This is a genomic window from Pseudomonas sp. E1MeOHC2 (genome assembly GCF_058745025.1).
Genome location: NZ_CP196675.1, coordinates 595,634 through 617,835, shown reverse-complemented (window position 1 = coordinate 617,835; position 22,202 = coordinate 595,634). Strand labels below are relative to the sequence as shown.

The window sequence follows — 22,202 nt, the reverse complement described above, 5'->3', positions numbered from 1 at the left end:
CGAGAGTACTTCTATGAATTGCTGACAGTAATCGAAGGTGTGTTGCCGGAGGCGTTGAGCATGGCAAAATCCATGCGCGCAAAGGGGCATCGCTGCTCATGCAAGGGCGCAAAGTGTTACATGATTGTGAGCCAACTGTGAGTGAGCAAAAACTTTCAGTGGTTTACAACTACTATGAGCGGCATGATACCTATCGCCATGCAGACTTTGACAACTTTGTGTATTACGGATCGCAGTCGCGACAGCTTGCATGAGTAAGTTGTAAAACTGGTAGTTCGCTTTATCTGGCCGTGTGCTGCGAATAGGTTGCGCAGAAACTGCGCCCTCTTCGCAGCACACGCCTGCTCCAAAAAGTGTGCGAAATGCCTCTATTCAAGGCGTTCTCGCTGCGGCATTCCCAGCATACCCCGCACCCCCATACCGCTGGCTAATCCGCTCGATCTCCCCAGACTGTTTCATACGCACCAGCGCCCTGAGCACCCCCTGCGTCGGCACCCCTGGGTCACTGCGCACCATGCACCCCAGGTCCTGCTCCTCCAGCACTGCCAGCGTTTGCAACTGCTGCCCCGCCGGCAAGCCTTGGTTGAACCACTGCAGCGACAGCTCGTTGCTCACCGCATGCAGATACCGCCCCGCGTGCAGCTTCTGCAGGGCCAGCAGTTGGCTGCGGCTGTCTTCACGGTGCAGGCGGCCCTGTTCGAACAAGGGTTGCAGGGTGCCATAGGCATAACCCAGCACCGTGCCGATGGCTTGTGGCGCCAGTTGCTCTGGGCGGGTAGGGTTGCTTGCGTCAGCGCCGCCAACCAACACGTCGCGCTGGTGAATCAAAGGGATGCTCCAGACAAAATTGCCCGGCCGATCATGAAACCACTGGGGGCTGACATAGCAGCGCACATCAATATCGCCGTTTTCCATGGCTTCCTGAAGGCGCAGGCGTGCCAGTACGTGATACTCCGGGCGCATACCCACTTCCCGGGCAATGGCCTGCATCAGGTCGAACAGCAAACCTTCCACCGGTTGCTCGCCTTCGACGCGCATCAGCGGCATGCTCCAGCTCTCGGCGACGGAAAAACGCAGCACGGGTGGGTCGGCCAGGCTGTGGGTGGTCCACAGCATTAGCAAGGGCAACAGTCTTCGCAAGGCACATCCTCCCTGGATAGCGCGCCAGTTTCATAGCTTAGACCAGTCGCGCAGGGTGCAATTTCGGCCCCGCTCCGCTAGCATTAGCGATCTTCCGCTCGATCAGGCTACGATGGTTTTTCGATGAGTTATCAGGTTCTTGCACGAAAATGGCGTCCGCGCTCGTTCCGCGAAATGGTCGGCCAGGCCCATGTGCTCAAGGCCTTGATCAATGCCTTGGACAACCAGCGTCTGCACCATGCCTACCTGTTTACCGGTACCCGCGGCGTGGGCAAGACTACCATTGCCCGCATCATCGCCAAATGCCTGAACTGCGAAACCGGCATCACCTCGACGCCTTGCGGCACCTGTTCGGTGTGCCGGGAGATCGACGAGGGCCGTTTCGTCGACCTGATCGAGATCGACGCCGCCAGCCGCACCAAGGTCGAAGACACCCGCGAGCTGCTCGATAACGTGCAATATGCCCCGAGCCGTGGGCGCTTCAAGGTCTACCTGATCGACGAAGTGCACATGCTCTCGACCCACTCGTTCAACGCCTTGCTCAAGACGCTGGAAGAGCCGCCACCCTACGTCAAGTTCATCCTTGCCACCACCGACCCGCAGAAGCTGCCGGCGACCATCCTGTCGCGCTGCCTGCAGTTCTCGCTGAAAAACATGACCCCGGAGCGGGTGGTCGAGCACCTCAGCCATGTGCTGACCGCCGAAAGCGTGCCGTTCGAGCCAGATGCCCTGTGGTTGCTGGGCCGAGCTGCTGACGGCTCGATGCGCGATGCCATGAGCCTGACTGACCAGGCCATCGCGTTCGGTGAGGGCAAGGTACTGGCTGCCGATGTGCGTGCCATGCTCGGCAGCCTTGATCATGGCCAGGTCTACGGTGTGCTGCAGGCACTGCTCGAAGGCGATGCCAGGGCACTGCTGGAGGCCGTGCGCAACCTTGCCGAGCAAGGGCCGGACTGGAGTGGCGTGCTGGCCGAAATGCTCAATGTGCTGCACCGTGTTGCCATTGCCCAGGCACTGCCGGAGGCGGTGGACAACGGCCAGGGCGACCGCGACCGGGTGTTGGCGCTGGCCTCGGCGTTACCGGCCGAGGATGTGCAGTTCTATTACCAGATGGGCCTGATCGGCCGTCGCGACCTGCCTCTGGCGCCGGACCCGCGTGGCGGCTTCGAGATGGTCCTGCTGCGGATGCTGGCGTTCCGCCCGGCCGACACCGACGATGCACCGAAACCGGTGCTAAAGCCGGTGGGGATCAGCCAGGCCACAGCTGATTCTGCAAACCCGGTGGCAGCTGCGGTGGTGGCTACCCAACCGCCTGTGGTCGAGCGTGTCGAGCCGGCTGTCGCGCCAGCGGTAGAGGCCCCGGCCCCGGCTGCGCCTGCTGTCGAGCAGGCGCCTGCCGCTTCCCTGCCAGAACCCGTCGCCGAGGCGCCAGCAGAAACCGCTGCACCGGCGCCAGAGCCTGTTGAAGAAGTCATCGACCTGCCCTGGGAAGAGCCCGTAGCGCCGCCCGTGCCGGTTGCCGCCACGCCCGAGCCGGTGGCTGCGCCCCAGCCAGCCGTTGCCGAGCCGCAGCACAGTCAGCCAGCGTACGACGAGCCGCCATTCGACCCGTCCGCTTATGCGGCAGCGGGTATGGACCGCGACGACGAACCGCCGGCGGACGAAGATTACTACGTGGGTGACAGCGACCCGGTCGGTTTCAGTTACCTCGATGAACTGGCCGAGCACGTCCAGGAAGAGCAGCCCAAACCGGCCGTCGAACCGCTGCCGGCCGCCCAGCCGGCCACCGGCCTGGCCCTGCAATGGCTGGAATTATTCCCACAGTTGCCTGTCTCCGGTATGACAGGCAACATCGCGGCAAACTGTACGTTGATTGCCGCCGACGGCGACGACTGGCTGCTGCACCTGGACCCTGGCCAAGGCGCGCTGTTCAACGCCACCCAGCAGCGGCGTTTGAACGACGCGCTCAATCAGCACCTGGGGCGCACCCTTAACCTGCGTATCGAGCTGATTCGCCCTGAACAGGAAACGCCGGCCCAGGCGGCCTCGCGCAAGCGTGCCGAGCGCCAGCAAGACGCGGTTGTTTCGATTGAGCAGGATCCGTTGATCCAGCAGATGATCAAGCAGTTCGGTGCCAAGGTGCGACAGGATACAATCGAGCCTGTAGAGGCCCTGGCCAATCAGGGCCAGTAACGGATAACCATGCGGCCGGCCCGGCGCCGGGCCGCATCACATGACCCAATCGAGGTATACCCCCATGATGAAAGGTGGCATGGCTGGCCTGATGAAGCAGGCCCAGCAGATGCAGGAAAAGATGGCCAAGATGCAGGAAGAACTGGCCAACGCAGAAGTGACCGGCCAATCCGGTGGTGGCCTGGTGAGTGTGGTGATGACTGGCCGTCACGACGTGAAGCGCGTCAGCATCGATCAAAGCCTGATGTCGACCGATGAAGACGACAAGGAAGTGCTCGAAGACCTGATCGCTGCAGCACTGAACGATGCGGTCCGTAAAGTCGAGCAGAGCAGCCAGGAAAAAATGGGCGGCATGACTGCCGGCATGCAGCTGCCGCCAGGCTTCAAAATGCCGTTCTGATTCACCTTTCGCGTCAAATGGGGAGCAACGGCCTTGGGGCCGTTGCTCCCTTGTTCATTCTGATCCCCCGACTTGCAGGCCTGCCTACATGAGCTTCAGCCCCCTGATCCGCCAACTGATCGATGCTTTGCGCACCCTGCCGGGTGTCGGCCAGAAAACCGCCCAGCGCATGGCCCTGCAGCTGCTCGAACGTGACCGCAGCGGCGGCCTGCGTCTGGCTCAGGCGCTGACCCAGGCGATGGAAGGGGTTGGTCATTGCCGCCAGTGCCGCACCTTGACCGAGCAGGAGCTGTGCCCGCAATGCGCTGATACGCGCCGTGACGACACGCAGTTGTGTGTGGTGGAGGGGCCGGTGGATGTGTATGCGGTGGAACAGACCGGTTATCGCGGCCGCTACTTTGTGCTCAAGGGGCATCTGTCGCCGCTCGACGGGCTGGGGCCTGAGGCGATTGGCGTACCGCAGTTGATGGCGCGGATCGAAGAGCAGGGCACCTTTACCGAGGTGATCCTGGCGACCAACCCGACGGTGGAAGGGGAGGCGACGGCGCATTACATCGCGCAGTTGCTGCACGAGAAAGGTTTGGTGGCGTCGCGCATTGCCCATGGTGTGCCGCTGGGTGGCGAACTGGAGTTGGTGGATGGCGGGACACTGGCCCATGCCTTTGCCGGGCGCCGGCCGATTTCGCTTTGATTTCAGATATTGGGGCCGCTTTGCGGCCCATTCGCGGGGCAAGCCCGCTTGTGTCTTGGAGAGGGAATAGAATCTGAAGTGAGAGCGGTGAATGGCAAGCTGATAGCCCGAGGTGCCCAGAGCACGTGTGGGAGCAAAAGCTGCCATTCACCGTTCCACTTTGGCGAGAGCCCGAACAGTTGGATGAGGGGCGTAATCTCGAATCACAAGCGTGGGCCAAGCCAAAGCGCTCTCACTCCTTGAGTTTAAGAGGGTTTGGCCATGTCTTCCTCTGTCGGCATCGATGTTTCCAGTGCCACACTTGCTGTTCACATCCGCCCTGAGGGGGTGAACTTCAGTGTTTCCAATGACTTGAAGGGATTCCAACTGCTCGTCGAAAAGCTTGGCGGGTATGCAGTTTCAATGGTCTTGCTCGAAGCTACCGGTGGCTACGAGTGCAATGTCCTCAAAGCGCTGCAGGATGCCGATTTTCCGGTTTGCCGGATCAATCCCAGTCGTGCCCGGGACTTTGCCAAGTCGATGGGTAAACGCGCCAAGACCGATCCCATTGACGCAGCGGTTTTGGCTCACCTGGCTGAAGTTATGCCCCCACGGCCTTGCCAGGTGATGACACCCGAGCGGGCCTTGCTGCGCGAACTGCTTATGCAGCGGGATCGCTTCGTCCAACAGCGCGACGATGACAAGCGGCGCCTGAAGCAGGCGCGGGCTCCCAGTGTTTGTTTGCGGTTGGAACAACACATCGCCTATCTGAAGGGTGAAATTCGAGCGCTGGAACAAGAGATCGCACAGCAGGCAGCAGCTTTGCCTGATGACCGGGTTAAACAGCTCACTCAAGTCAAAGGAATTGGTCTGATTACTGCCGGAAAGCTGATGGCCTTGCTGCCAGAGCTGGGCCAGGTGGATAAGAAGGAAATTGCCGCCTTGGTCGGTGTTGCGCCGTTCAACCAGGACAGCGGCAAGCAGTCGGGCAAGCGTTCAATCTGGGGGGGGCGCTCACAAGTCAGGCGGGCGCTCTATATGGCCTGCTGGGTGGTGATACGGCACAACAAGGACTTCTGCGAGCGCTACAAAGCACTGCGAGCCCAAGGGAAGTGCGCGAAAGTATCGGTGGTGGCGTGTATGCGAGTATTGATAGTGAGGCTAAATGCGATGCTCAAGACCGGAACGCCCTGGAAGGAGCAAATAGCTCATTCGTAGGAGCAAGCCTTGCTGGCGATGCCCGGCACAGCCGGGCCTGGGGCGCTACGCGCCCCATCGCCGGCAAGGCCAGCTTCCACAAGAAGACAGTTGCTCCCACAGGTGCTGCGGTGCCTGTAAGGCCTGCACAAAACCTGTGGGAGCGGGCTTGCCCCGCGAATGGGCTGCAAAGCAGCCCCGGTATGTAACTCAATTTTCGCTAAGCGAAAACTCGGTCAGGCAAAAGGTCGGCACCCCCGCCGCCTGCAGCCGGCGCGAACCGTCCAGCTCCGGCAGGTCAATGATCGCCGCCGCTTCAAATACCTGGGCCCCCGTACGGCGTACCAGATTAGCCGCCGCCAGCAGGGTGCCGCCAGTGGCAATCAGGTCATCGAAAATCAACACCGAGTCGCCTTCGCACAGGCTGTCGGCATGCACTTCGAGGAAGGCCTCGCCGTACTCGGTCTGATAACCCTCACTCAGCACGTCAGCCGGCAGCTTCCCCTGTTTGCGGAACAGGATCAGCGGCTTGTTCAACTGGTGGGCGATGATCGAGCCGATCAGGAAGCCGCGCGCGTCCATGGCGCCAATGTGGCTGAACTCAGCCTCCACGTAACGCTCGATGAACTGGTCGGCGACATAGCGCAGCCCGCGCGGGGATTGGAACAGCGGGGTGATGTCGCGAAAAATCACGCCCGGTTTGGGGAAGTCCACTACCGGGCGGATCAGGGCTTTGAGGTCGAAGGCTGCGCTATGCATTGTTGCGGGTATCCTGGGAAAACGTATGCGCCAGTATACCCGTTAACAAAGGCTCAGGCCTCTATTGCACCGCCGGCCAGCGCGCACAGCTGAATCGGGTCGAGGATATGCACTTCCTTGCCTTCAGCGCGGATCAGGCCGTTTTGCTGGAAGCGGGTGAACACCCGCGACACGGTTTCCACCGCCAAGCCCAGGTAATTGCCGATTTCGTTGCGCGACATGCTCAGGCGGAACTGATTGGCCGAATAGCCGCGGGCGCGGAAGCGTGCGGACAGGTTGACCAGGAAGGTGGCAATGCGTTCGTCGGCGGTTTTCTTCGACAGCAGCAGCATCATCTGCTGGTCGTCGCGGATCTCGCGGCTCATCACACGCATCAGTTGACGGCGCAACTGCGGCAGTTGTACCGAGAGCTCGTCGAGGCGTTCGAAGGGGATTTCACACACCGAGGTGGTTTCCTGGGCCTGGGCCGACACCGGGTAGGCTTCGGTGTCCATACCGGACAGGCCGACGAGTTCGCTGGGCAGGTGGAAACCGGTGATCTGCTCTTCGCCGCTGTCGCTGAGGCTGAAGGTTTTGAGGGCGCCGGAACGTACTGCATAGACCGAGCCGAAATTGTCACCCTGGCGGAACAGGAACTCGCCTTTCTTCAGCGGCCGTCCACGTTTGACGATTTCATCCAGTGCTTCCATGTCTTCCAGGTTCAGCGAAAGAGGCAGGCACAGGGGGGCCAGGCTGCAATCCTTGCAATGGGCCTGGGTATGTGGGCGCAGTTTAACTGGCTCGGACATTTTCAATCGATCCTTGTGGGAAAGCACACATAAGACGTAAGGGTAACTCACGGCGTAGGTTGTAGGCCAGCGTGCGCTATTGTGGTGCGTGCTGGCGAAGCCTCGGCGAGTGCGCGCCGAGGCCTTTCGTGTACCCATAGTGTGCCGCACAAGCCCACTTGTCCATGCGGTTGAACGTCTCGCTTTTCAGATGACCCGTGAGAAGCGCTGGCGGTTTTGCATCGCCAGGTAGGCGTCGAACACCATGCATACCGAGCGCGCCAACAGGCGGCCGGCAGGCAGGATGCGGATGCCCTTGTCGTCCAGGCTGATCAGGCCATCACGCTGCAAGGTCAGCAGTTCTGGCCAGAGGTCGTTGAAGTAGCCGCGAAAATCGATGGTGAAGGCCTGTTCGATCGGTTCGAAGTCCAGTTCGAAATGGCAGATCAACTGCTGGATCACAGCCCGGCGCAGGCGGTCGTCGTGGTTGCACAGCAGGCCGCGCTGGGTGGCCAGCTGGGCGTTGGAGAGGCTGTCCTGGTAGGTGTTGAGGTCGCTGCTGTTCTGGCAGTAGAGGTCGCCGATCTGGCTGATGGCAGACACTCCCAGGCCGATCAGGTCGCAGTGGCCGTGGGTGGTGTAGCCCTGGAAGTTGCGCTGTAGGGTGCCTTCTTCCTGGGCCATGGCCAGCTCATCGTCGGGCAGGGCAAAGTGGTCCATGCCGATGTAGCGGTAGCCGGCGGCGGTGAGTTGGTCGATGGTGGCATGCAGCATCTCAAGCTTTGCCGCCGGGGACGGCAGGTCATTGCTGTCGATGCGGCGCTGGGGCATGAAACGCTCCGGCAAGTGGGCATAGTTGAACACCGACAGGCGATCGGGCTGCAGGCGGATGACCTCATCGACGGTGCGGGCGAAGCCTTCTGGCGTCTGCTTGGGCAGGCCGTAGATCAAGTCCAGGTTGATTGAGCGAAACTGCAGGGTGCGCGCGGCTTCGATCAGGGTGCGGGTCTGTTCCAGGCTCTGCAGGCGGTTGACCGCACGCTGCACGGCCGGGTCGAGGTCCTGCACGCCCAGGCTGACACGGTTGAAGCCCAGCTCGCGCAGCAGGCCCATGGTCGACCAGTCGGCTTCGCGTGGGTCGATTTCGATGCCGTAGTCACCGGAGTCGTCGTCCAGCAGGTTGAAGTGCTGGCGCAGGGTAGCCATCAGCTGGCGCAGTTCCACGGGGCTGAGGAAGGTGGGCGTGCCACCGCCAAAGTGCAGTTGCTCGACCCGTTGTTTAGGGTCCAGATGGCAGGCGATCAGCTGGATTTCCTGCTCCAGGCGTTGCAGGTAGGGCGCGGCGCGGCCGCGGTCCTTGGTGATGACTTTGTTGCAGGCGCAGTAGTAGCAGATGTTGGCGCAGAACGGCACGTGTACGTACAGCGACAGCGGGCGCACTGCCCGGCGGCTCTCACGCAGGGCGTGGAGCAGGTCGAACGAGCCTACTTCGCTGTGCAGTTGCACGGCGGTCGGGTAGGAGGTGTAGCGTGGTCCGGCCAGGTCGTAGCGGCGGATCAGGTCGGTATCCCAACGTAGGTCGTCGAGCATGTGGGCGGTCCCCGGATAGAGCGAGCAGTGTCCGGAGTCTATGGCGGTCTGTAGGAATCTGTGTTGATTTGTATCAAGAGCCATTAGGGCTGCACTGCAGCCCGCTTCAGTGGCCCATCAGCCAATGCTGGTGCGGCCCGGGCAACGTCCACAGGCCAAACAGGATGACCAGCAAGCCGCCCGCCATGCGCACGCTGCGCCGACGCAACAGGCTGCTGACGCGCTCCGCTGCCAAGCCCGTGGCCAGCAATACCGGCCAGGTACCCAGCCCGAATGCCAGCATCAGCGCCGCGCTATACCCCGCATTTCCCTGGCTCGCAGCCCACAGCAATGTGCTGTACACCAGCCCGCACGGCAGCCAGCCCCACAAGGCGCCCAGCAACAACGCGCGCGGCAGGCTGGATACCGGCAGCAGGCGCGAGGCCACTGGCTGGATATGCCGCCACAACCCTCGACCCAGGGCCTCGATACGGGTCAACCCACTCCACCATCCCGCCAGGTACAGCCCCATGGCGATCAATAGCAAGGCGGCCACCACCCGTAGCGCCAAGGCCGCCGGGCTGCTGGCCACGGCCCAGCCCGCCAGGCCTACCAGCAAGCCGGCGCAGGCATAGCTGAGAATGCGCCCGACGTTGTAGGCCAACAGCAGCCGCACGCGCCGGCCGCGTTGCTCAGGCGGGATGGCCAGGGTCAGCGCGCCCATCAGGCCGCCGCACATACCCAGGCAGTGGCCGCCACCGAGCAGGCCGAGGATCAGCGCCGAGCCGAGCAGGGGAAGCAGGTCAGGCACGGGGTGGGGGTTCCTTGTCGTCTTCGGCCTTGCCGTCGTCCGGTTTGACTGCGGCTTGGTGGCGTGGGTCCTGGTCGTCGAACAGGATGCTGTGGGCGGGGCCTTCGAGGTCGTCGTATTGGCCGCTGTCCACCGCCCAGAAGAAGATGTAAACGGCGACGCCGACAAGCAGCAGGGCGGCCGGGATCATGACATAAAGGGCAGGCATGGGCGGCTCCTGTTCAGGCGGTGGCGGGTTGCGGGTGGCTGCCGGTGGCCGGTGCGCTTGGCAGCCGGGTCAGGCGCAGGGCGTTGAGGACCACGATCAGCGAACTCACCGACATGCCGATGGCGGCCCACACGGGGGTGATCCAGCCGAGCGCGGCAAACGGCAACATGAGGCCATTATACAGGGTCGCCCACAGCAGGTTCTCGAGGATGTTGCGGCGCGTGCGACGGGCCAGGTCGAAGGCCTGCACCAGTGCTTGCAGGCGGTTGGACAGCAGCACGGCATCGGCGCTGGTCTTGGCCAGGTCGGTGGCGCTGCCCATGGCGATGCTGATGTCGGCGGCCGCCAGCACCGGCACGTCGTTGACCCCGTCGCCCAGCATCAGCACCTTGCGGCCCGCCGCCTGCAGTGCTTTGAGTCGGTCTAGTTTGTCGTCGGGGCGCAAGCCGCCGATGGCCTGGTCGATGCCCAGTTGCGCCGCCACCTCGGCAACCATCGGCGAGCTGTCACCGGACAGCAGCAGCGTCCGCCAGCCCCGCGCCTTGCAGGCGGCAAGCAGGGCCGGGGCGTCATCGCGTAGGCGGTCATCGAGGCCGAACCACGCCAGCGGCCCCTGGCGATCACCCAGCAGCAGCCATTGGCCGCGCGGCTCTGGCACGGCGGGGATTTCGGCGCCACTCAAGGCGCACACAAACGTGGCCTGGCCGATGCGCAGGCGCTGGCCGTCAACCTGCCCCTCCAGGCCCAGGCCGGGCACCGTCTGCACATCGTCCGCAGGCGCGGCGGTGCGGCCGAACGCGCGTGCGATCGGGTGTTCGGAGCGATTCTCCAGCGCCGCAGCAAGGGCCAGGCAACGGTCGGCGGCCGAGGCACCCAGCGGGCGGATGCTGCGCAGGGTCAGGCGGCCTTCGGTGAGCGTGCCGGTCTTGTCGAAGATGACGGTGTCGATCTGGTTGAGGCCTTCTAGCACATGGCCGCGGGTCACCAGCAGGCCGAGCTTGTGCAGGGTACCGGTGGCGGCGGTGAGGGCGGTAGGGGTGGCCAGCGACAGTGCGCAGGGGCAGGTTGCCACCAGCATGGCCAGGACGATCCAGAAGGCGCGGTCCGGGGCCAGGTGCCACCACCACAGGCCGATGGCGACGGCGGCTACCAAGGTGAACAGTAAAAACCACTGCGAGGCGCGGTCGGCGATTTCGGCCAGGCGCGGTTTTTCGGTCTGCGCACGTTCCAGCAGGCGGACGATGGCCGACAGCTTCGAATCATGGCCGAGGGCTTCGACGTGCACGTTCAAGGTGCTTTCGACGTTCAGGGTGCCACCGGTGACCCGATCACCGACGCGGCGCGGTTGCGGCAGGTATTCGCCGGTCAGCAGTGATTCGTCGACGCTGGAGCGGCCTTCGACGATGCGCCCATCGGCAGGGATTACCGCGCCGGGCAGCACTTGCACCGTGTCGCCGCGCTGCAGTTCGCTGAGCAGGATGCGCTCGGCGCGGCCGATCACGTCCAGGCGCAGGCACGAAGCGGGCAGCAGGTTGACCAGTTGCGCGGTGGCCGCTGCGGTGCGCTCGCGGGCGCGTCGTTCGAGGTAGCGGCCGGTCAGCAGAAACAGGGCGAACATGCCCACAGTATCGAAGTACAGCTCGCCGCTGCCGCTGATCGCGGTCCAGATCCCGGCACCGAACGCCAGGGCGATCGCCAGCGAGACCGAGACGTCCATGGTCAGGTGACGGGTGCGCAGGTCGCGCGCCGCGCCTTTGAAGAATGGCGCGCAGCTGTAGAACACGATCGGGATGGTGAGAAACAGCGCCACCCAGCGCAGGATGGTGTGCAGCTCGGGCGAGAGGTCGATGTTGAATTCTGGCCAGGTGGCCATGGTCGCCATCATCGCCTGGAACCACAGCAACCCGGCGACACCCAGGCGCCGCAAGGCACTGCGGTTCTCCCGGGCCAGCTGTTCGGCGGCCTGGTCGGGTTGGTAGGGGTGGGCGGCGTAGCCGATCTGGCGCAGTTCGGCGAGCAGGCGCGAGAGCGCTAGCTGGTTGTCGTCCCAGGTCAGCAGCAAGCGATGATTGGACAGGTTCAGGCGGGCTTCGGCGACCCCGGGCAGGTTGCGCAGGTGCTTTTCGATCAGCCAGCCGCAGGCGGCGCAACTGATGCCCTCGACCAGCAGGGTGGCTTCGGCCAATTGGCCTTCGTGGCGGACGAAGGTGGCTTGCACGTCGCTGCGGTCGTAGAGCGCCAGCTCATCCTGCAGTTGCCTGGGCAGGGCTTCGGGGTTGGCGCTGGTATCACTGCGGTGCTGGTAGTAGTGCTCCAGGCCCCCGGCGACGATCGACTCGGCCACCGCCTGGCAACCCGGGCAACAGAACTGCCGGGGCTCGCCGAGGACCACGGCGGTGAAGCGGTTGCCGGCGGGGACGGGCAGGGCGCAGTGGTAGCAGGGGGTGGGTTGGGTCATTGGGCTGTTGCCTTACACAAATCAGCTGGTTTGCATCGAACCCTGTGGGAGCGGGCTTGCCCGCGAATGCGATAGGTCAGGCATTACGGTTTTCAGGTCTGGCGCATTCGCGGGCAAGCCCGCTCCCACAGGGGTAGTGGTGTCGCGATTATTTGTGTTCTGCGCCTAGCAACGCTTCATCGCCCAGCTGCAGGGTCACACCATGCTCCACCTTCTCTTCCTCGAACAACCGCCACACCTGCCCTTGCTGGCTGCCCAGCAACTCGACGAAACGCCGCCCTTCGACCTTGTCGTCCAATTGCCCGACATAGCGCCCGGCCTCGGCGCGGGTTAGCGCCACCTTGCGGTCCTTGTCTGGCTGGGTGGGCGAGATCAGGTTCAGCTCAAGCGTCTGCGGGTCGCTGTTGCCGGTCAGGCGCAGGTCGACTTCGCCGGTGAGCTCGTCGAGGTGCACGCTGGCCTTGAGGTTCAAAGTCTGCGCCAGCAGCTCACGGTCCAGCGAGCGGTTGATGCCCTTGCCAGCCTCGTAGTAGTTGTCGTTGACCAGGTTGTCTGGGTTGCGCACGGCAATGCTGACCATGGTCAGGCTCAGGCACACCGAGGTGGTGAGGATGCCGATGATGATCCAGGGCCAGAGGTGTTTGTACCAAGGGCTGGCGGCGGTGGCGGCAGGCATTGTCGATAGTCTCTCTCAGCGGATCTGTGGGCCGATGAAGCGGCTCTTGGCTTCAACCTGGGCGTCGCTGTCATCGGCGCTCTTGAGGATGAAGGTGATTTCGTTGGTGGTCGATGGCAGTTTCTCGGGGGCTATCGACAGTTGCACAGGCAGGCTGACGATATCGCCGGCTGCCACGCGGATTTCGCGTTGGCCTTCGAGCTTGAGGTCTGGCAGGCCGGCCGCGTCGAGCACGTAGACGTGGTCGCGCTGGTCCTTGTTCATGACCTTGAGGCTGTAGACGTTCTCGATCCGGCCCTGGGCGTTTTCGCGGTACAGCACGCGGTCTTTGCTGACGTCGAAGCCGACCAGCGAGCGGGTGGCGAAGGCGGTGACCAGGGCGCCGATCATTACCAGCAGCACCAGTGCGTAGCCGATCAGCCGAGGGCGCAGCATGTGGGTTTTCTGCCCGGACAGGTTGTGCTCGGTGGTGTAGCTGATCAACCCCTTGGGGTAGTTCATCTTGTCCATGATGGTGTCGCAGGCGTCGATGCAGGCGGCGCAGCCGATGCATTCGATCTGCAGGCCGTCGCGGATGTCGATGCCGGTGGGGCAGACCTGCACGCACATGGTGCAGTCGATGCAGTCGCCCAGGCCCTGAGCCTTGTAGTCGATGTCTTTTTTACGCGGCCCACGGGTTTCACCACGGCGCGGGTCGTAGGAGACGATCAGCGTGTCCTTGTCGAACATCACGCTCTGGAAGCGGGCATAGGGGCACATGTACACGCACACCTGCTCGCGTAGCCAGCCGGCGTTGCCGTAGGTGGCGAGGGTGAAGAAGCCGACCCAGAAGTAGGCCCAGCCATCGGCTTGGCCGGTGAAGAATTCGATGGCCAGCTCCCGGATCGGCGAGAAGTAGCCGACGAAGGTCATGCCGGTGACGAAGCCGATCAGCAGCCACAGGCTGTGCTTGGCGAACTTGCGCAAAAACTTGTTGCCGCTCATGGGCGCCTTGTCCAGCTTCATGCGCTGGTTGCGGTCACCCTCGGTGACTTTTTCGCACCACATGTAAATCCACGTCCACACGCTTTGCGGGCAGGTGTAGCCGCACCACACCCGGCCGGCATAGACGGTGACGAAGAACAGGCCGAAGGCGGCGACGATGAGAATGCCTGACAAAAGGATGAAGTCCTGGGGCCAGATGGTGGCGCCGAAGATGTAGAACTTGCGCTCGGGCAGGTTCCACCACACGGCCTGGTGACCGCCCCAGTTCAGCCACACGGTGCCGAAGTACAGCAGGAACAGTACCGCACCGCCGACCATGCGCAGGCGGCGGAAGATGCCTGTGAAGGCGCGGGTGTAGATTTTCTCGCGGGAGGCGTAGAGGTCGACGGAATCCTTCCCTTTGTTGGCAGGCGGGGTGACGTCATGTACCGGAATTTGCTTGCTCATCATCAAGTCCCACGGCAGTGGAGAAATGCCGCGGCCAGTGCGTGCCGGCCGCAGTCTCGCGCAATCTGCTAGCGCTCTGCGACCCATGATACGCCTGTGATGGCGCTCAAGGGTTGCACTGCGACCTTTAGTCGCGTTGGGTTCGTGGTGTGAATCGTGATATGGCGGGTGTCAATTGATCCAGGTCATCTTGTGTTGCATTCACTGGCCTATTCGCGGGCAAGCCCGCTCCCACAAGGTATTGCGCACTCCTTGTGGGAGCGGGCTTGCCCGCGAATAGGCCTGGCCTGCCTTACTCTGCCTTGGCCGGTTCTGCCTGATGCGACAGGCTATACACATACGCCGCCAGCAAATGCACCTTGTCATTACCCTGCAGTTGTTCCTGCGCTGGCATCTGCCCTTGGCGGCCATAACGGATGGTCTGCTGCAACTGGGCAAAGCTCGAACCGTAGATGAACGCCTGCGGATGGGTCAGGTTTGGCGCGCCCATGGCTGGGGTCCCTTTACCCTCCGGCCCGTGGCAGGCCACACAGTTGGCGGCGAAGATCTTCTGCCCGTTCTCGGCATCGGCCTTGACGCCTTCCGGCAGGGCGCGGCCATCGAGCTTGCTGACCACAAAGGCCGCGACATCGGCAACGCCCTGTTCACCGATCACCTCGGACCAGGCCGGCATCACGCCGTGGCGCCCGCCCATGATGGTGGTCTTGATGGTTTCCGGCTCGCCGCCCCAACGCCAGTCGCTGTCAGTCAGGTTGGGGAAGCCGTAGGCGCCCTTGGCGTCGGAGCCGTGGCACACCGAGCAGTTGGAGGCGAACAGCCGTGCGCCCATCTTCAATGCCTGCGGGTCTTGGGCGACTGCCTCGATGGGCATGGCCGCGAACTTGGCGAAGATCGGCCCGAAGCGGGCATCGGCCTTGGCCATTTCTTTCTCCCACTCGTGCACGCCGGTCCAGCCCGGCTGGCCGTCGGCAAACTCGGCCTGCTTGTCGGTATCCAGGTACGAATAGCCCGGCAGGATGCCTTTCCAGTTACCCAGGCCGGGGTACAGCACCAGGTAGCCCAGGGCGAAGATGATGGTGCCGACGAACAGCCAGAACCACCATTTCGGCAGTGGGTTGTCATATTCTTCGATGCCATCGAAGGCATGCCCGACGGTCTCGTCGGTGACCTCTTCACGCTGGCCCTTGCGGGTCGACAGCAGCAGCCAGGTCAGTGCGAAGATGGTGCCCAGGGTCAGAACGGTGACGTACAGACTCCAGAAGGTTGTCATTGTTTTTTGCTCCCAGAAGCTTTTGCTTGCGCTTGCGCTTGCTCGACGTGTCGGGTGGCTTCGGGATCATCCGCGAAGGGCAACCGGGTCGCCTCGTCGAACTCCTGCTTGCGCCGTGGGTTGAACACCCACAGCGCCAGGCCCACGAAGGCCACCATCACCACGACAGTGCCCAGGCCGCGAATCATCCCGATATCCATCAGCGTCACCGTTTGCTTTTGATGATGGTGCCAAGACCCTGCAGGTACGCGACGATGGCGTCCATCTCGGTCTTGCCCTTGACCGCGTCACGCGCGCCGGCGATGTCGGCATCGGTGTACGGTGTGCCGAGGGTCCGCAGGACTTCCATCTTCTTCGCGGTGTCCTTGCCGTCGAGCTTGTTCTCGACCAGCCACGGGTAGGACGGCATCTTCGATTCGGGTACCACGTTGCGCGGGTTGTACAGGTGCGCGCGGTGCCAGTCATCGGAGTAGCGGCCACCCACGCGGGCCAGGTCCGGCCCGGTGCGTTTGGAGCCCCACAGGAACGGGTGGTCCCACACGCTTTCACCGGCCACCGAGTAGTGGCCGTAGCGCTCGGTCTCGGCACGGAACGGGCGGATCATCTGCGAATGGCAGCCCACGCAACCTTCGCGGATGTAGATGTCGCGGCCTTCAAGTTCCAGCGCGGTGCGCGGCTTCATGCCTTCAACGGGTTTGTTGGTGACGTCCTGGAAAAACAGCGGGACGATCTGGGTCAGGCCACCGATGCTGACGGCGATGACCATGAAGAAGGCCAGCAGGCCTATGTTCTTCTCGACGGCTTCATGCTTCATCAGTGCGCTCCCACGACGACGATCTTGGCGGCTTCCTCGGCCTGTACCGGGTTGGCGGCACGCACGGTGCGGAACACGTTGTAGGCCATCAGCAACATGCCGGAGGCGAAGAACGCACCGCCCAGCGCACGGACGATGAAGCCCGGGTGACTGGCTTGCAAGGCTTCGACGAAGGAGTAGGTGAGGGTGCCGTCATCGTTGATGGCGCGCCACATCAGGCCCTGGGTAATGCCGTTGACCCACATCGAGGCGATGTACAGCACGGTGCCAATGGTCGCCAGCCAGAAGTGCGCGTTGATCAGGCCGACACTGTGCATCTGCGCCCGGCCATACAGCTTGGGAATCATGTGGTACACCGCACCAATCGAGATCATCGCCACCCAGCCCAGGGCGCCGGCGTGGACGTGGCCGATGGTCCAGTCGGTGTAGTGCGACAGCGAGTTCACGGTCTTGATGGCCATCATCGGGCCTTCGAAGGTGGACATGCCGTAGAACGCCAGCGACACCACAAGGAAGCGCAAGATCGGGTCGGTGCGCAATTTATGCCAGGCACCGGACAGGGTCATCATGCCGTTGATCATGCCGCCCCAGCTTGGCGCCAGGAGGATGATCGACATCACCATGCCCAGCGACTGCGCCCAGTCGGGCAGTGCGGTGTAGTGCAGGTGGTGCGGGCCGGCCCAGATGTACAGGGTGATCAGCGCCCAGAAGTGCACGATCGACAAGCGATACGAGTAGATCGGCCGCTCGGCCTGCTTGGGCACGAAGTAGTACATCATCCCCAAAAAGCCGGTGGTGAGGAAGAAGCCCACCGCGTTGTGGCCGTACCACCACTGGATCATCGCGTCAGTGGCACCGGCGTAGGCCGAGTACGACTTGAACAGGCTGACCGGCAGCGAGATGTGGTTGACGATGTGCAGCATCGCGGTGACCACGATGAAGGCGCCGTAGAACCAGTTGCCGACGTAGATGTGCTTGGTCTTGCGCTTGACGATGGTGCCGAAGAACACCAGCCCGTAGGTCACCCAGACGATGGCCAGGAGGATCGCCAGCGGCCATTCCAGCTCGGCGTATTCCTTGGTGGTGGTGTAGCCCATCGGCAGGGTGATCAGGGCGCCGACGATCACCGCTTGCCAACCCCAGAAGGTGAAGGCCGCCATGCTGTCGGAGATCAGCCGGGTCTGGCAGGTGCGCTGCACCACGTAGTAGCTGGTGCCGAACAACGCACAGCCGCCAAAGGCGAAGATCACCAGGTTGGTGTGCAACGGGCGCAGGCGGCCGAAACTGGTCCAGGGCAGGTCCAGGTTCAGTTGCGGCCATACCAGTTGCGAGGCGATGAAAACGCCGAGGCCCATGCCAAGGATCCCCCAGACCACCGTCATGATGGCGAACTGGCGGACGACCTTATAGTTATAAGCAGTCGGACTGATTGCTGTGCTCATTCTAAGGTTCCACGGTTTTGATGTTCTTGTTGGTCGAAAAATCGGCGCCAGTATCGATAACCCCTCGGGTTACCGCAACGCAACTTTGGTACGCCGACCCGTGTCCAAGCCCGTTCACCTGTGTCCAGCGGTGGTGGGTCTGAACGATTGTACACAAATAAATATTTGTAATGTGTACCGTTTTTCATATTTTTCTGATCGATCGGTCAGGCTTTTTTGTCGGACGGCGCCAGGCTATGCGCCGCGTCTGCTTCGCTGAATTGGCAGCGAAGCCCACTGAGGCAACAAGCTTAGTTCGGTTAGGGGGGGGTGCAAGGGGAGGGGTATGGCGGGGGAGGGCGCGGGGGCTGCTTTGCAGCCCTTTCGCGGGCAAGCCCGCTCCCACAGGGCAGCGCCGAATTCAAAGGCAGCGCAGAACCTGTGGGAGCGGGCTTGCCCGCGAATGGGCCGCAAAGCGGCCCCGGGGGTATTACTTGGCAGTCACTGCGTCAGAGGCCTCACCGTGCGACAGGCTATACACATAAGCCGCCAGCAGGTGCACCTTGTCATTGCCCTGGATCTCGGCTTGCGCCGGCATCTGGCCCTGGCGACCATAACGAATGGTCTGCTGCAGCTGGGCAAAGCTCGAACCGTAGATGAACGCCTGCGGGTGGGTCAGGTCAGGCGCGCCCATGGCCGGGGTGCCCTTGGCTTCAGGCCCGTGGCAGGCCACACAGTTGCCGGCGAAGATTTCCTTGCCCTTGGCAGCGTCGGCCTTGACCCCTTCCGGCAGGCTGCGGCCATCCAGGTTGGTCAGCACGAACGCCGCCACATCGGCCACGCCCTGCTCACCGATCACCTCGGCCCAGGCCGGCATCACGCCGTGACGACCGTTCATGATCGAGGCCTTGATGGTCTCCGGCTCGCCACCCCAACGCCAGTCCTTGTCGGTCAGGTTGGGGAAGCCATAGGCGCCTTTGGCGTCCGAGCCGTGGCACACCGAGCAGTTGGAGGCGAACAGGCGGCTGCCCATCTTCAGTGCTTGCGGGTCCTTGGCCACTTCTTCTACAGGCATGGCCGCGTACTTGGCGAAGATCGGGCCGAACTTGGCGTCGGCCTTGTCCATTTCCTTCTGCCATTCGTTGACCCCGGTCCAGCCGTTGTCGTAGCCCGGCAGGATGCCTTTCCAGTTGCCCAGGCCCGGATACAGGATCAAGTAGCCCACCGAGAACACCAAGGTGCCGACGAACAACCAGAACCACCACTTGGGCAGTGGGTTGTCGTATTCCTCGATGCCATCGAAGCTGTGGCCCATGGTCTGGTCGGTGGTGTCGGTACTCTGGCCCTTGCGGGTCGACAGCAGCAGCCAGGTAAGGCCGATCAAACTGCCGATGGTCAGTACGCTGATGTACGTACTCCAGAAGGTGGTCATTGCCCGGAACTCCTCTTGGCAGCAGGTTCCTGCCCGGCAGCGGGCAGGCGGTCGTCGACGAAGGGCAGCAGGCGCGCTTCGGCGAAATCACGGTCGCGGCGGCGGTTGAATACCCAGAGCGAGAGGCCGATGAAGGCGATCATCACCACCAGGGTGCCCAGGCCGCGGATCATGCCGATGTCTATTTCCATCGCACTCACCTCTTGTTTTTGATCGCGGTGCCGAGCACCTGCAGGTAGGCGACCAGCGCGTCCATCTCGGTCTTGCCCTTGACGGCGTCGCGGGCACCGGCAATGTCCTCGTCGGTGTACGGCACGCCGAGGGTACGCAGGGTGCGCATCTTGGTTTCGGTGTGGCTGTTGTCGACCTGTTCGGCGACCAGCCACGGGTAGGACGGCATCTTCGACTCGGGCACCACGTTGCGCGGGTTGTACAGGTGCGCGCGGTGCCAGTCGTCGGAGTAGCGGCCGCCGACACGGGCCAGGTCCGGGCCGGTGCGTTTGGAGCCCCACAGGAACGGGTGGTCCCACACGCTCTCGCCGGCCACCGAGTAGTGGCCGTAGCGTTCGGTCTCGGCACGGAACGGGCGGATCATCTGCGAGTGGCAGCCTACGCAGCCTTCGCGGATGTAGATATCACGGCCTTCCAGTTGCAGCGCGGTGTAGGGCTTCATGCCTTCGACCGGCTTGTTGGTGACGTCCTGGAAGAACAGCGGGACGATCTGGGTCAGGCCGCCGATGCTCACGGCAAACACCATCAGCAGGGCCATCAGGCCGATGTTTTTCTCGATGACTTCATGTTTCATCAGGCAGGTCTCCTCACGCCAGCTGGGCGTTCACAGGGGCGGCATCAAGGGCTGGCGAGCGCACGGTCCGCCAGGTGTTCCAGGCCATCAGGAACATGCCGCTGAGGAAGATCGCACCACCGACGAAGCGCACGACGAAGCCAGGGTGGCTGGCCACCAGGGTTTCGACGAACGAGTAGGTGAGCGTGCCGTCGCTGTTGATCGCGCGCCACATCAGGCCCTGGGCGATGCCGTTGACCCACATCGAGGCGATGTACAGCACGGTGCCGATGGTCGCCAGCCAGAAGTGCGCGTTGATCAGGCCGATGCTGTACATGCGCGCTTTGCCGAACACTTGCGGGATGGTGTGGTACAGCGCGCCGATCGAGATCATCGCCACCCAGCCAAGGGCGCCGGCGTGGACGTGGCCGATGGTCCAGTCGGTGTAGTGCGACAGGGCGTTGACCGTCTTGATGGCCATCATCGGGCCTTCGAAGGTGGACATGCCGTAGAACGCCAGCGACACCACGAGGAAGCGCAGGATCGGGTCGCTGCGCAACTTATGCCAGGCGCCGGAGAGGGTCATCATGCCGTTGATCATGCCGCCCCAGCTCGGTGCCAGCAGGATCAGCGACATCACCATGCCCAGCGACTGCGCCCAGTCAGGCAGCGCGGTGTAGTGCAGGTGGTGCGGGCCGGCCCAGATGTACAGGGTGATCAGCGCCCAGAAGTGAACGATCGACAGGCGATAGGAATACACCGGCCGCTCGGCCTGCTTGGGCACGTAGTAGTACATCATCCCCAGGAAGCCTGCGGTCAGGAAGAAGCCCACCGCGTTGTGGCCGTACCACCACTGGACCATGGCATCGGTGGCGCCCGCATAGACCGAGTACGACTTGGTCAGGCTGACCGGCAGCTCCAGGTTGTTGATGATGTGCAGCATGGCCACGGTCAGGATGAAGGCCCCGAAGAACCAGTTACCCACGTAGATATGCTTGGTGTTGCGCTTCATCAGTGTGCCGAAGAACACGATGGCGTAGCAGACCCAGACAATGGTGATCAGGATGTCGATCGGCCATTCCAGCTCGGCGTATTCCTTGGAGCTGGTGTAGCCCAGCGGCAGGCTGATGGCCGCGAGCAGAATCACCAGTTGCCAGCCCCAGAAGGTGAACGCGGCCAGTTTGGGTGAGAACAGGGTGGTCTGGCAGGTACGTTGCACCGAATAATACGAGGTGGCGAACAGCGCACAGCCGCCGAACGCGAAGATCACCGCATTGGTATGCAGGGGGCGCAGGCGGCCGAAGCTGGTCCAGGGGAGGTCGAAGTTGAGGGACGGCCAGGCGAGCTGGGCGGCGATGAAGACGCCGAGCCCCATCCCGACGATTCCCCACACCACCGTCATGATGGCGAATTGGCGGACCACCTTGTAGTTGTAGGCGGTACTGCTGGTTGTGTTCATGTATGGGTTCCCATCCACGGTTATTGGCAGGCTATATAGCGAGGCAAGCATGATTAATGGGCAAAGTGCCGGTATTGACGGGGATCAATGGGCGAAGGTCGGAAATGTCCCAGGCTTGCGCTGCGATCTTGCGCAAATTCAAGGCGATGGCGGCGCCAACGGCTGCTTGATCCTGGCCCATGGCGCCGGTGCGCCGATGGACAGCGAGTTCATGAACGAGATGGCGCAAAGGCTTGCGGCGCTTGGGGTAGGGGTGATTCGCTTCGAGTTCCCGTACATGGCCGAGCGCAGGGTAAACGGCGGCAAGCGGCCGCCCAATCCGCAGAAGGTGCTACTGGATTGCTGGCGCGAGGTGTACCGGCAGGTGCGACCATTGGTCACGGGGACGTTGGCCATTGGCGGCAAGTCCATGGGCGGGCGCATGGCCAGCCTGGTGGCGGACGAGCTGGGCGCTGATGCACTGGTGTGCCTGGGGTATCCGTTCTATGCGGTGGGCAAGCCGGAAAAGCCCAGGGTCGAGCACCTGGCGGGGCTCAAGACGCCGACGCTGATTGTGCAAGGCGAGCGTGATGCGCTGGGTAATCGTGAGGCCGTGGCGGGGTATGCGCTGTCACCGGCGATCGAGGTGAGCTGGCTAGTGACGGGGGATCATGACTTGAAGCCGTTGAAGGCTTCGGGGTTCAGCCATGCGCAGCATTTGCAGGCGGCGGCTGAGAAAGTGGCGGGGTTCTTGTCGAAATAGT

General features: G+C 62.9%; 22 protein-coding genes. 5 read left to right on the top strand and 17 right to left on the bottom strand.

The features are described from left to right. Positions 1-372: 372 nt before the first annotated feature. Positions 373-1,140 carry a substrate-binding periplasmic protein gene (locus ACSSU5_RS02660; RefSeq protein WP_492560539.1) on the bottom strand — a complete coding sequence of 256 codons (768 nt, stop codon included), beginning with the start codon at positions 1,138-1,140 and terminating at the stop codon, positions 373-375. A 123-nt stretch (positions 1,141-1,263) separates the two neighbouring features. Here ACSSU5_RS02660 and dnaX point away from each other — a divergent pair, with 123 nt between their 5' ends. From dnaX to ACSSU5_RS02640, 4 genes are all read left to right on the top strand, one after another. After that, positions 1,264-3,333: a DNA polymerase III subunit gamma/tau gene (gene dnaX, locus ACSSU5_RS02655; RefSeq protein ID WP_492560538.1), complete on the top strand. Its 2,070-nt coding sequence runs from the start codon at positions 1,264-1,266 to the stop codon at positions 3,331-3,333. 64 nt (positions 3,334-3,397) lie between these two features. After that, complete coding sequence (locus ACSSU5_RS02650) at positions 3,398-3,733, top strand: YbaB/EbfC family nucleoid-associated protein (protein WP_008093501.1); 336 nt, start codon at positions 3,398-3,400, stop codon at positions 3,731-3,733. Between the two features lie 88 nt (positions 3,734-3,821). Then, the gene (gene recR / locus ACSSU5_RS02645) at positions 3,822-4,424 is read left to right on the top strand and encodes a recombination mediator RecR (RefSeq protein WP_492560537.1); all 603 of its coding nucleotides are present in this window, start codon (positions 3,822-3,824) and stop codon (positions 4,422-4,424) included. A gap of 261 nt (positions 4,425-4,685) precedes the next feature. Continuing rightward, complete coding sequence (locus tag ACSSU5_RS02640; protein ID WP_264309399.1) at positions 4,686-5,621, top strand: IS110 family transposase; 936 nt, start codon at positions 4,686-4,688, stop codon at positions 5,619-5,621. Between the two features lie 189 nt (positions 5,622-5,810). On the opposite strand, the gene ACSSU5_RS02635 is transcribed toward ACSSU5_RS02640, so the two are convergent. The 16 genes from ACSSU5_RS02635 to ccoN (ACSSU5_RS02560) all read right to left on the bottom strand — a co-directional run bounded on the left by ACSSU5_RS02635 (position 5,811) and on the right by ccoN (ACSSU5_RS02560) (position 21,459). Beyond that, on the bottom strand, positions 5,811-6,359 hold the full coding sequence (locus ACSSU5_RS02635) for an adenine phosphoribosyltransferase (RefSeq protein ID WP_264312274.1): 549 nt from the start codon (positions 6,357-6,359) through the stop codon (positions 5,811-5,813). Positions 6,360-6,412: 53 nt separating this feature from the next. After that, positions 6,413-7,147, bottom strand: a complete 735-nt coding sequence (fnrA, locus tag ACSSU5_RS02630) for a Crp/Fnr family transcriptional regulator FnrA (RefSeq protein WP_027592933.1) — start codon at positions 7,145-7,147, stop codon at positions 6,413-6,415. A 186-nt stretch (positions 7,148-7,333) separates the two neighbouring features. Next, positions 7,334-8,716 carry an oxygen-independent coproporphyrinogen III oxidase gene (gene hemN, locus ACSSU5_RS02625; RefSeq protein ID WP_492560536.1) on the bottom strand — a complete coding sequence of 461 codons (1,383 nt, stop codon included), beginning with the start codon at positions 8,714-8,716 and terminating at the stop codon, positions 7,334-7,336. Positions 8,717-8,822: 106 nt separating this feature from the next. After that, the gene (locus ACSSU5_RS02620; RefSeq protein ID WP_264312276.1) at positions 8,823-9,506 is read right to left on the bottom strand and encodes a sulfite exporter TauE/SafE family protein; all 684 of its coding nucleotides are present in this window, start codon (positions 9,504-9,506) and stop codon (positions 8,823-8,825) included. Continuing rightward, positions 9,499-9,714 (bottom strand): cbb3-type cytochrome oxidase assembly protein CcoS, encoded by a 216-nt coding sequence (gene ccoS, locus ACSSU5_RS02615; RefSeq protein WP_264312277.1) that lies wholly within the window; start codon positions 9,712-9,714, stop codon positions 9,499-9,501. Before ccoS ends, ACSSU5_RS02620 begins: the two co-directional genes overlap by 8 nt. A 13-nt stretch (positions 9,715-9,727) precedes the next feature. After that, positions 9,728-12,172 (bottom strand): heavy metal translocating P-type ATPase, encoded by a 2,445-nt coding sequence (locus tag ACSSU5_RS02610; protein WP_492560535.1) that lies wholly within the window; start codon positions 12,170-12,172, stop codon positions 9,728-9,730. 148 nt (positions 12,173-12,320) lie between these two features. Then, positions 12,321-12,848 carry a FixH family protein gene (locus tag ACSSU5_RS02605; protein WP_492560534.1) on the bottom strand — a complete coding sequence of 176 codons (528 nt, stop codon included), beginning with the start codon at positions 12,846-12,848 and terminating at the stop codon, positions 12,321-12,323. Positions 12,849-12,863: 15 nt separating this feature from the next. Further along, a complete protein-coding gene (gene ccoG / locus ACSSU5_RS02600; protein ID WP_492560533.1) occupies positions 12,864-14,279 on the bottom strand; it encodes a cytochrome c oxidase accessory protein CcoG in 1,416 nt (471 codons plus the stop codon). Between the two features lie 292 nt (positions 14,280-14,571). Beyond that, the gene (ccoP, locus tag ACSSU5_RS02595) at positions 14,572-15,549 is read right to left on the bottom strand and encodes a cytochrome-c oxidase, cbb3-type subunit III (protein ID WP_492560532.1); all 978 of its coding nucleotides are present in this window, start codon (positions 15,547-15,549) and stop codon (positions 14,572-14,574) included. Continuing rightward, entirely contained in the window at positions 15,546-15,749 is a 204-nt protein-coding gene (locus ACSSU5_RS02590; RefSeq protein WP_492560531.1) for a cbb3-type cytochrome oxidase subunit 3, read from the bottom strand. Before ACSSU5_RS02590 ends, ccoP (ACSSU5_RS02595) begins: the two co-directional genes overlap by 4 nt. A gap of 5 nt (positions 15,750-15,754) precedes the next feature. Then, the gene (ccoO, locus tag ACSSU5_RS02585; RefSeq protein ID WP_264312282.1) at positions 15,755-16,363 is read right to left on the bottom strand and encodes a cytochrome-c oxidase, cbb3-type subunit II; all 609 of its coding nucleotides are present in this window, start codon (positions 16,361-16,363) and stop codon (positions 15,755-15,757) included. Further along, positions 16,363-17,805 carry a cytochrome-c oxidase, cbb3-type subunit I gene (ccoN, locus tag ACSSU5_RS02580; RefSeq protein ID WP_264312283.1) on the bottom strand — a complete coding sequence of 481 codons (1,443 nt, stop codon included), beginning with the start codon at positions 17,803-17,805 and terminating at the stop codon, positions 16,363-16,365. The genes ccoO (ACSSU5_RS02585) and ccoN (ACSSU5_RS02580) overlap by 1 nt, the downstream gene beginning before the upstream one ends. A gap of 469 nt (positions 17,806-18,274) precedes the next feature. Beyond that, complete coding sequence (gene ccoP / locus ACSSU5_RS02575) at positions 18,275-19,216, bottom strand: cytochrome-c oxidase, cbb3-type subunit III (protein ID WP_492560530.1); 942 nt, start codon at positions 19,214-19,216, stop codon at positions 18,275-18,277. Beyond that, positions 19,213-19,407, bottom strand: a complete 195-nt coding sequence (locus ACSSU5_RS02570) for a cbb3-type cytochrome oxidase subunit 3 (RefSeq protein WP_264312285.1) — start codon at positions 19,405-19,407, stop codon at positions 19,213-19,215. The genes ccoP (ACSSU5_RS02575) and ACSSU5_RS02570 overlap by 4 nt, the downstream gene beginning before the upstream one ends. A gap of 5 nt (positions 19,408-19,412) precedes the next feature. Next, on the bottom strand, positions 19,413-20,021 hold the full coding sequence (gene ccoO, locus ACSSU5_RS02565; RefSeq protein ID WP_033699340.1) for a cytochrome-c oxidase, cbb3-type subunit II: 609 nt from the start codon (positions 20,019-20,021) through the stop codon (positions 19,413-19,415). A gap of 13 nt (positions 20,022-20,034) precedes the next feature. Continuing rightward, positions 20,035-21,459, bottom strand: a complete 1,425-nt coding sequence (gene ccoN / locus ACSSU5_RS02560; RefSeq protein ID WP_264312286.1) for a cytochrome-c oxidase, cbb3-type subunit I — start codon at positions 21,457-21,459, stop codon at positions 20,035-20,037. 49 nt (positions 21,460-21,508) lie between these two features. Between ccoN (ACSSU5_RS02560) and ACSSU5_RS02555 the strand changes: the two genes are divergently transcribed. Continuing rightward, on the top strand, positions 21,509-22,201 hold the full coding sequence (locus tag ACSSU5_RS02555) for an alpha/beta family hydrolase (protein ID WP_264312287.1): 693 nt from the start codon (positions 21,509-21,511) through the stop codon (positions 22,199-22,201). The last annotated feature ends 1 nt before the right edge of the window (position 22,202 follow it).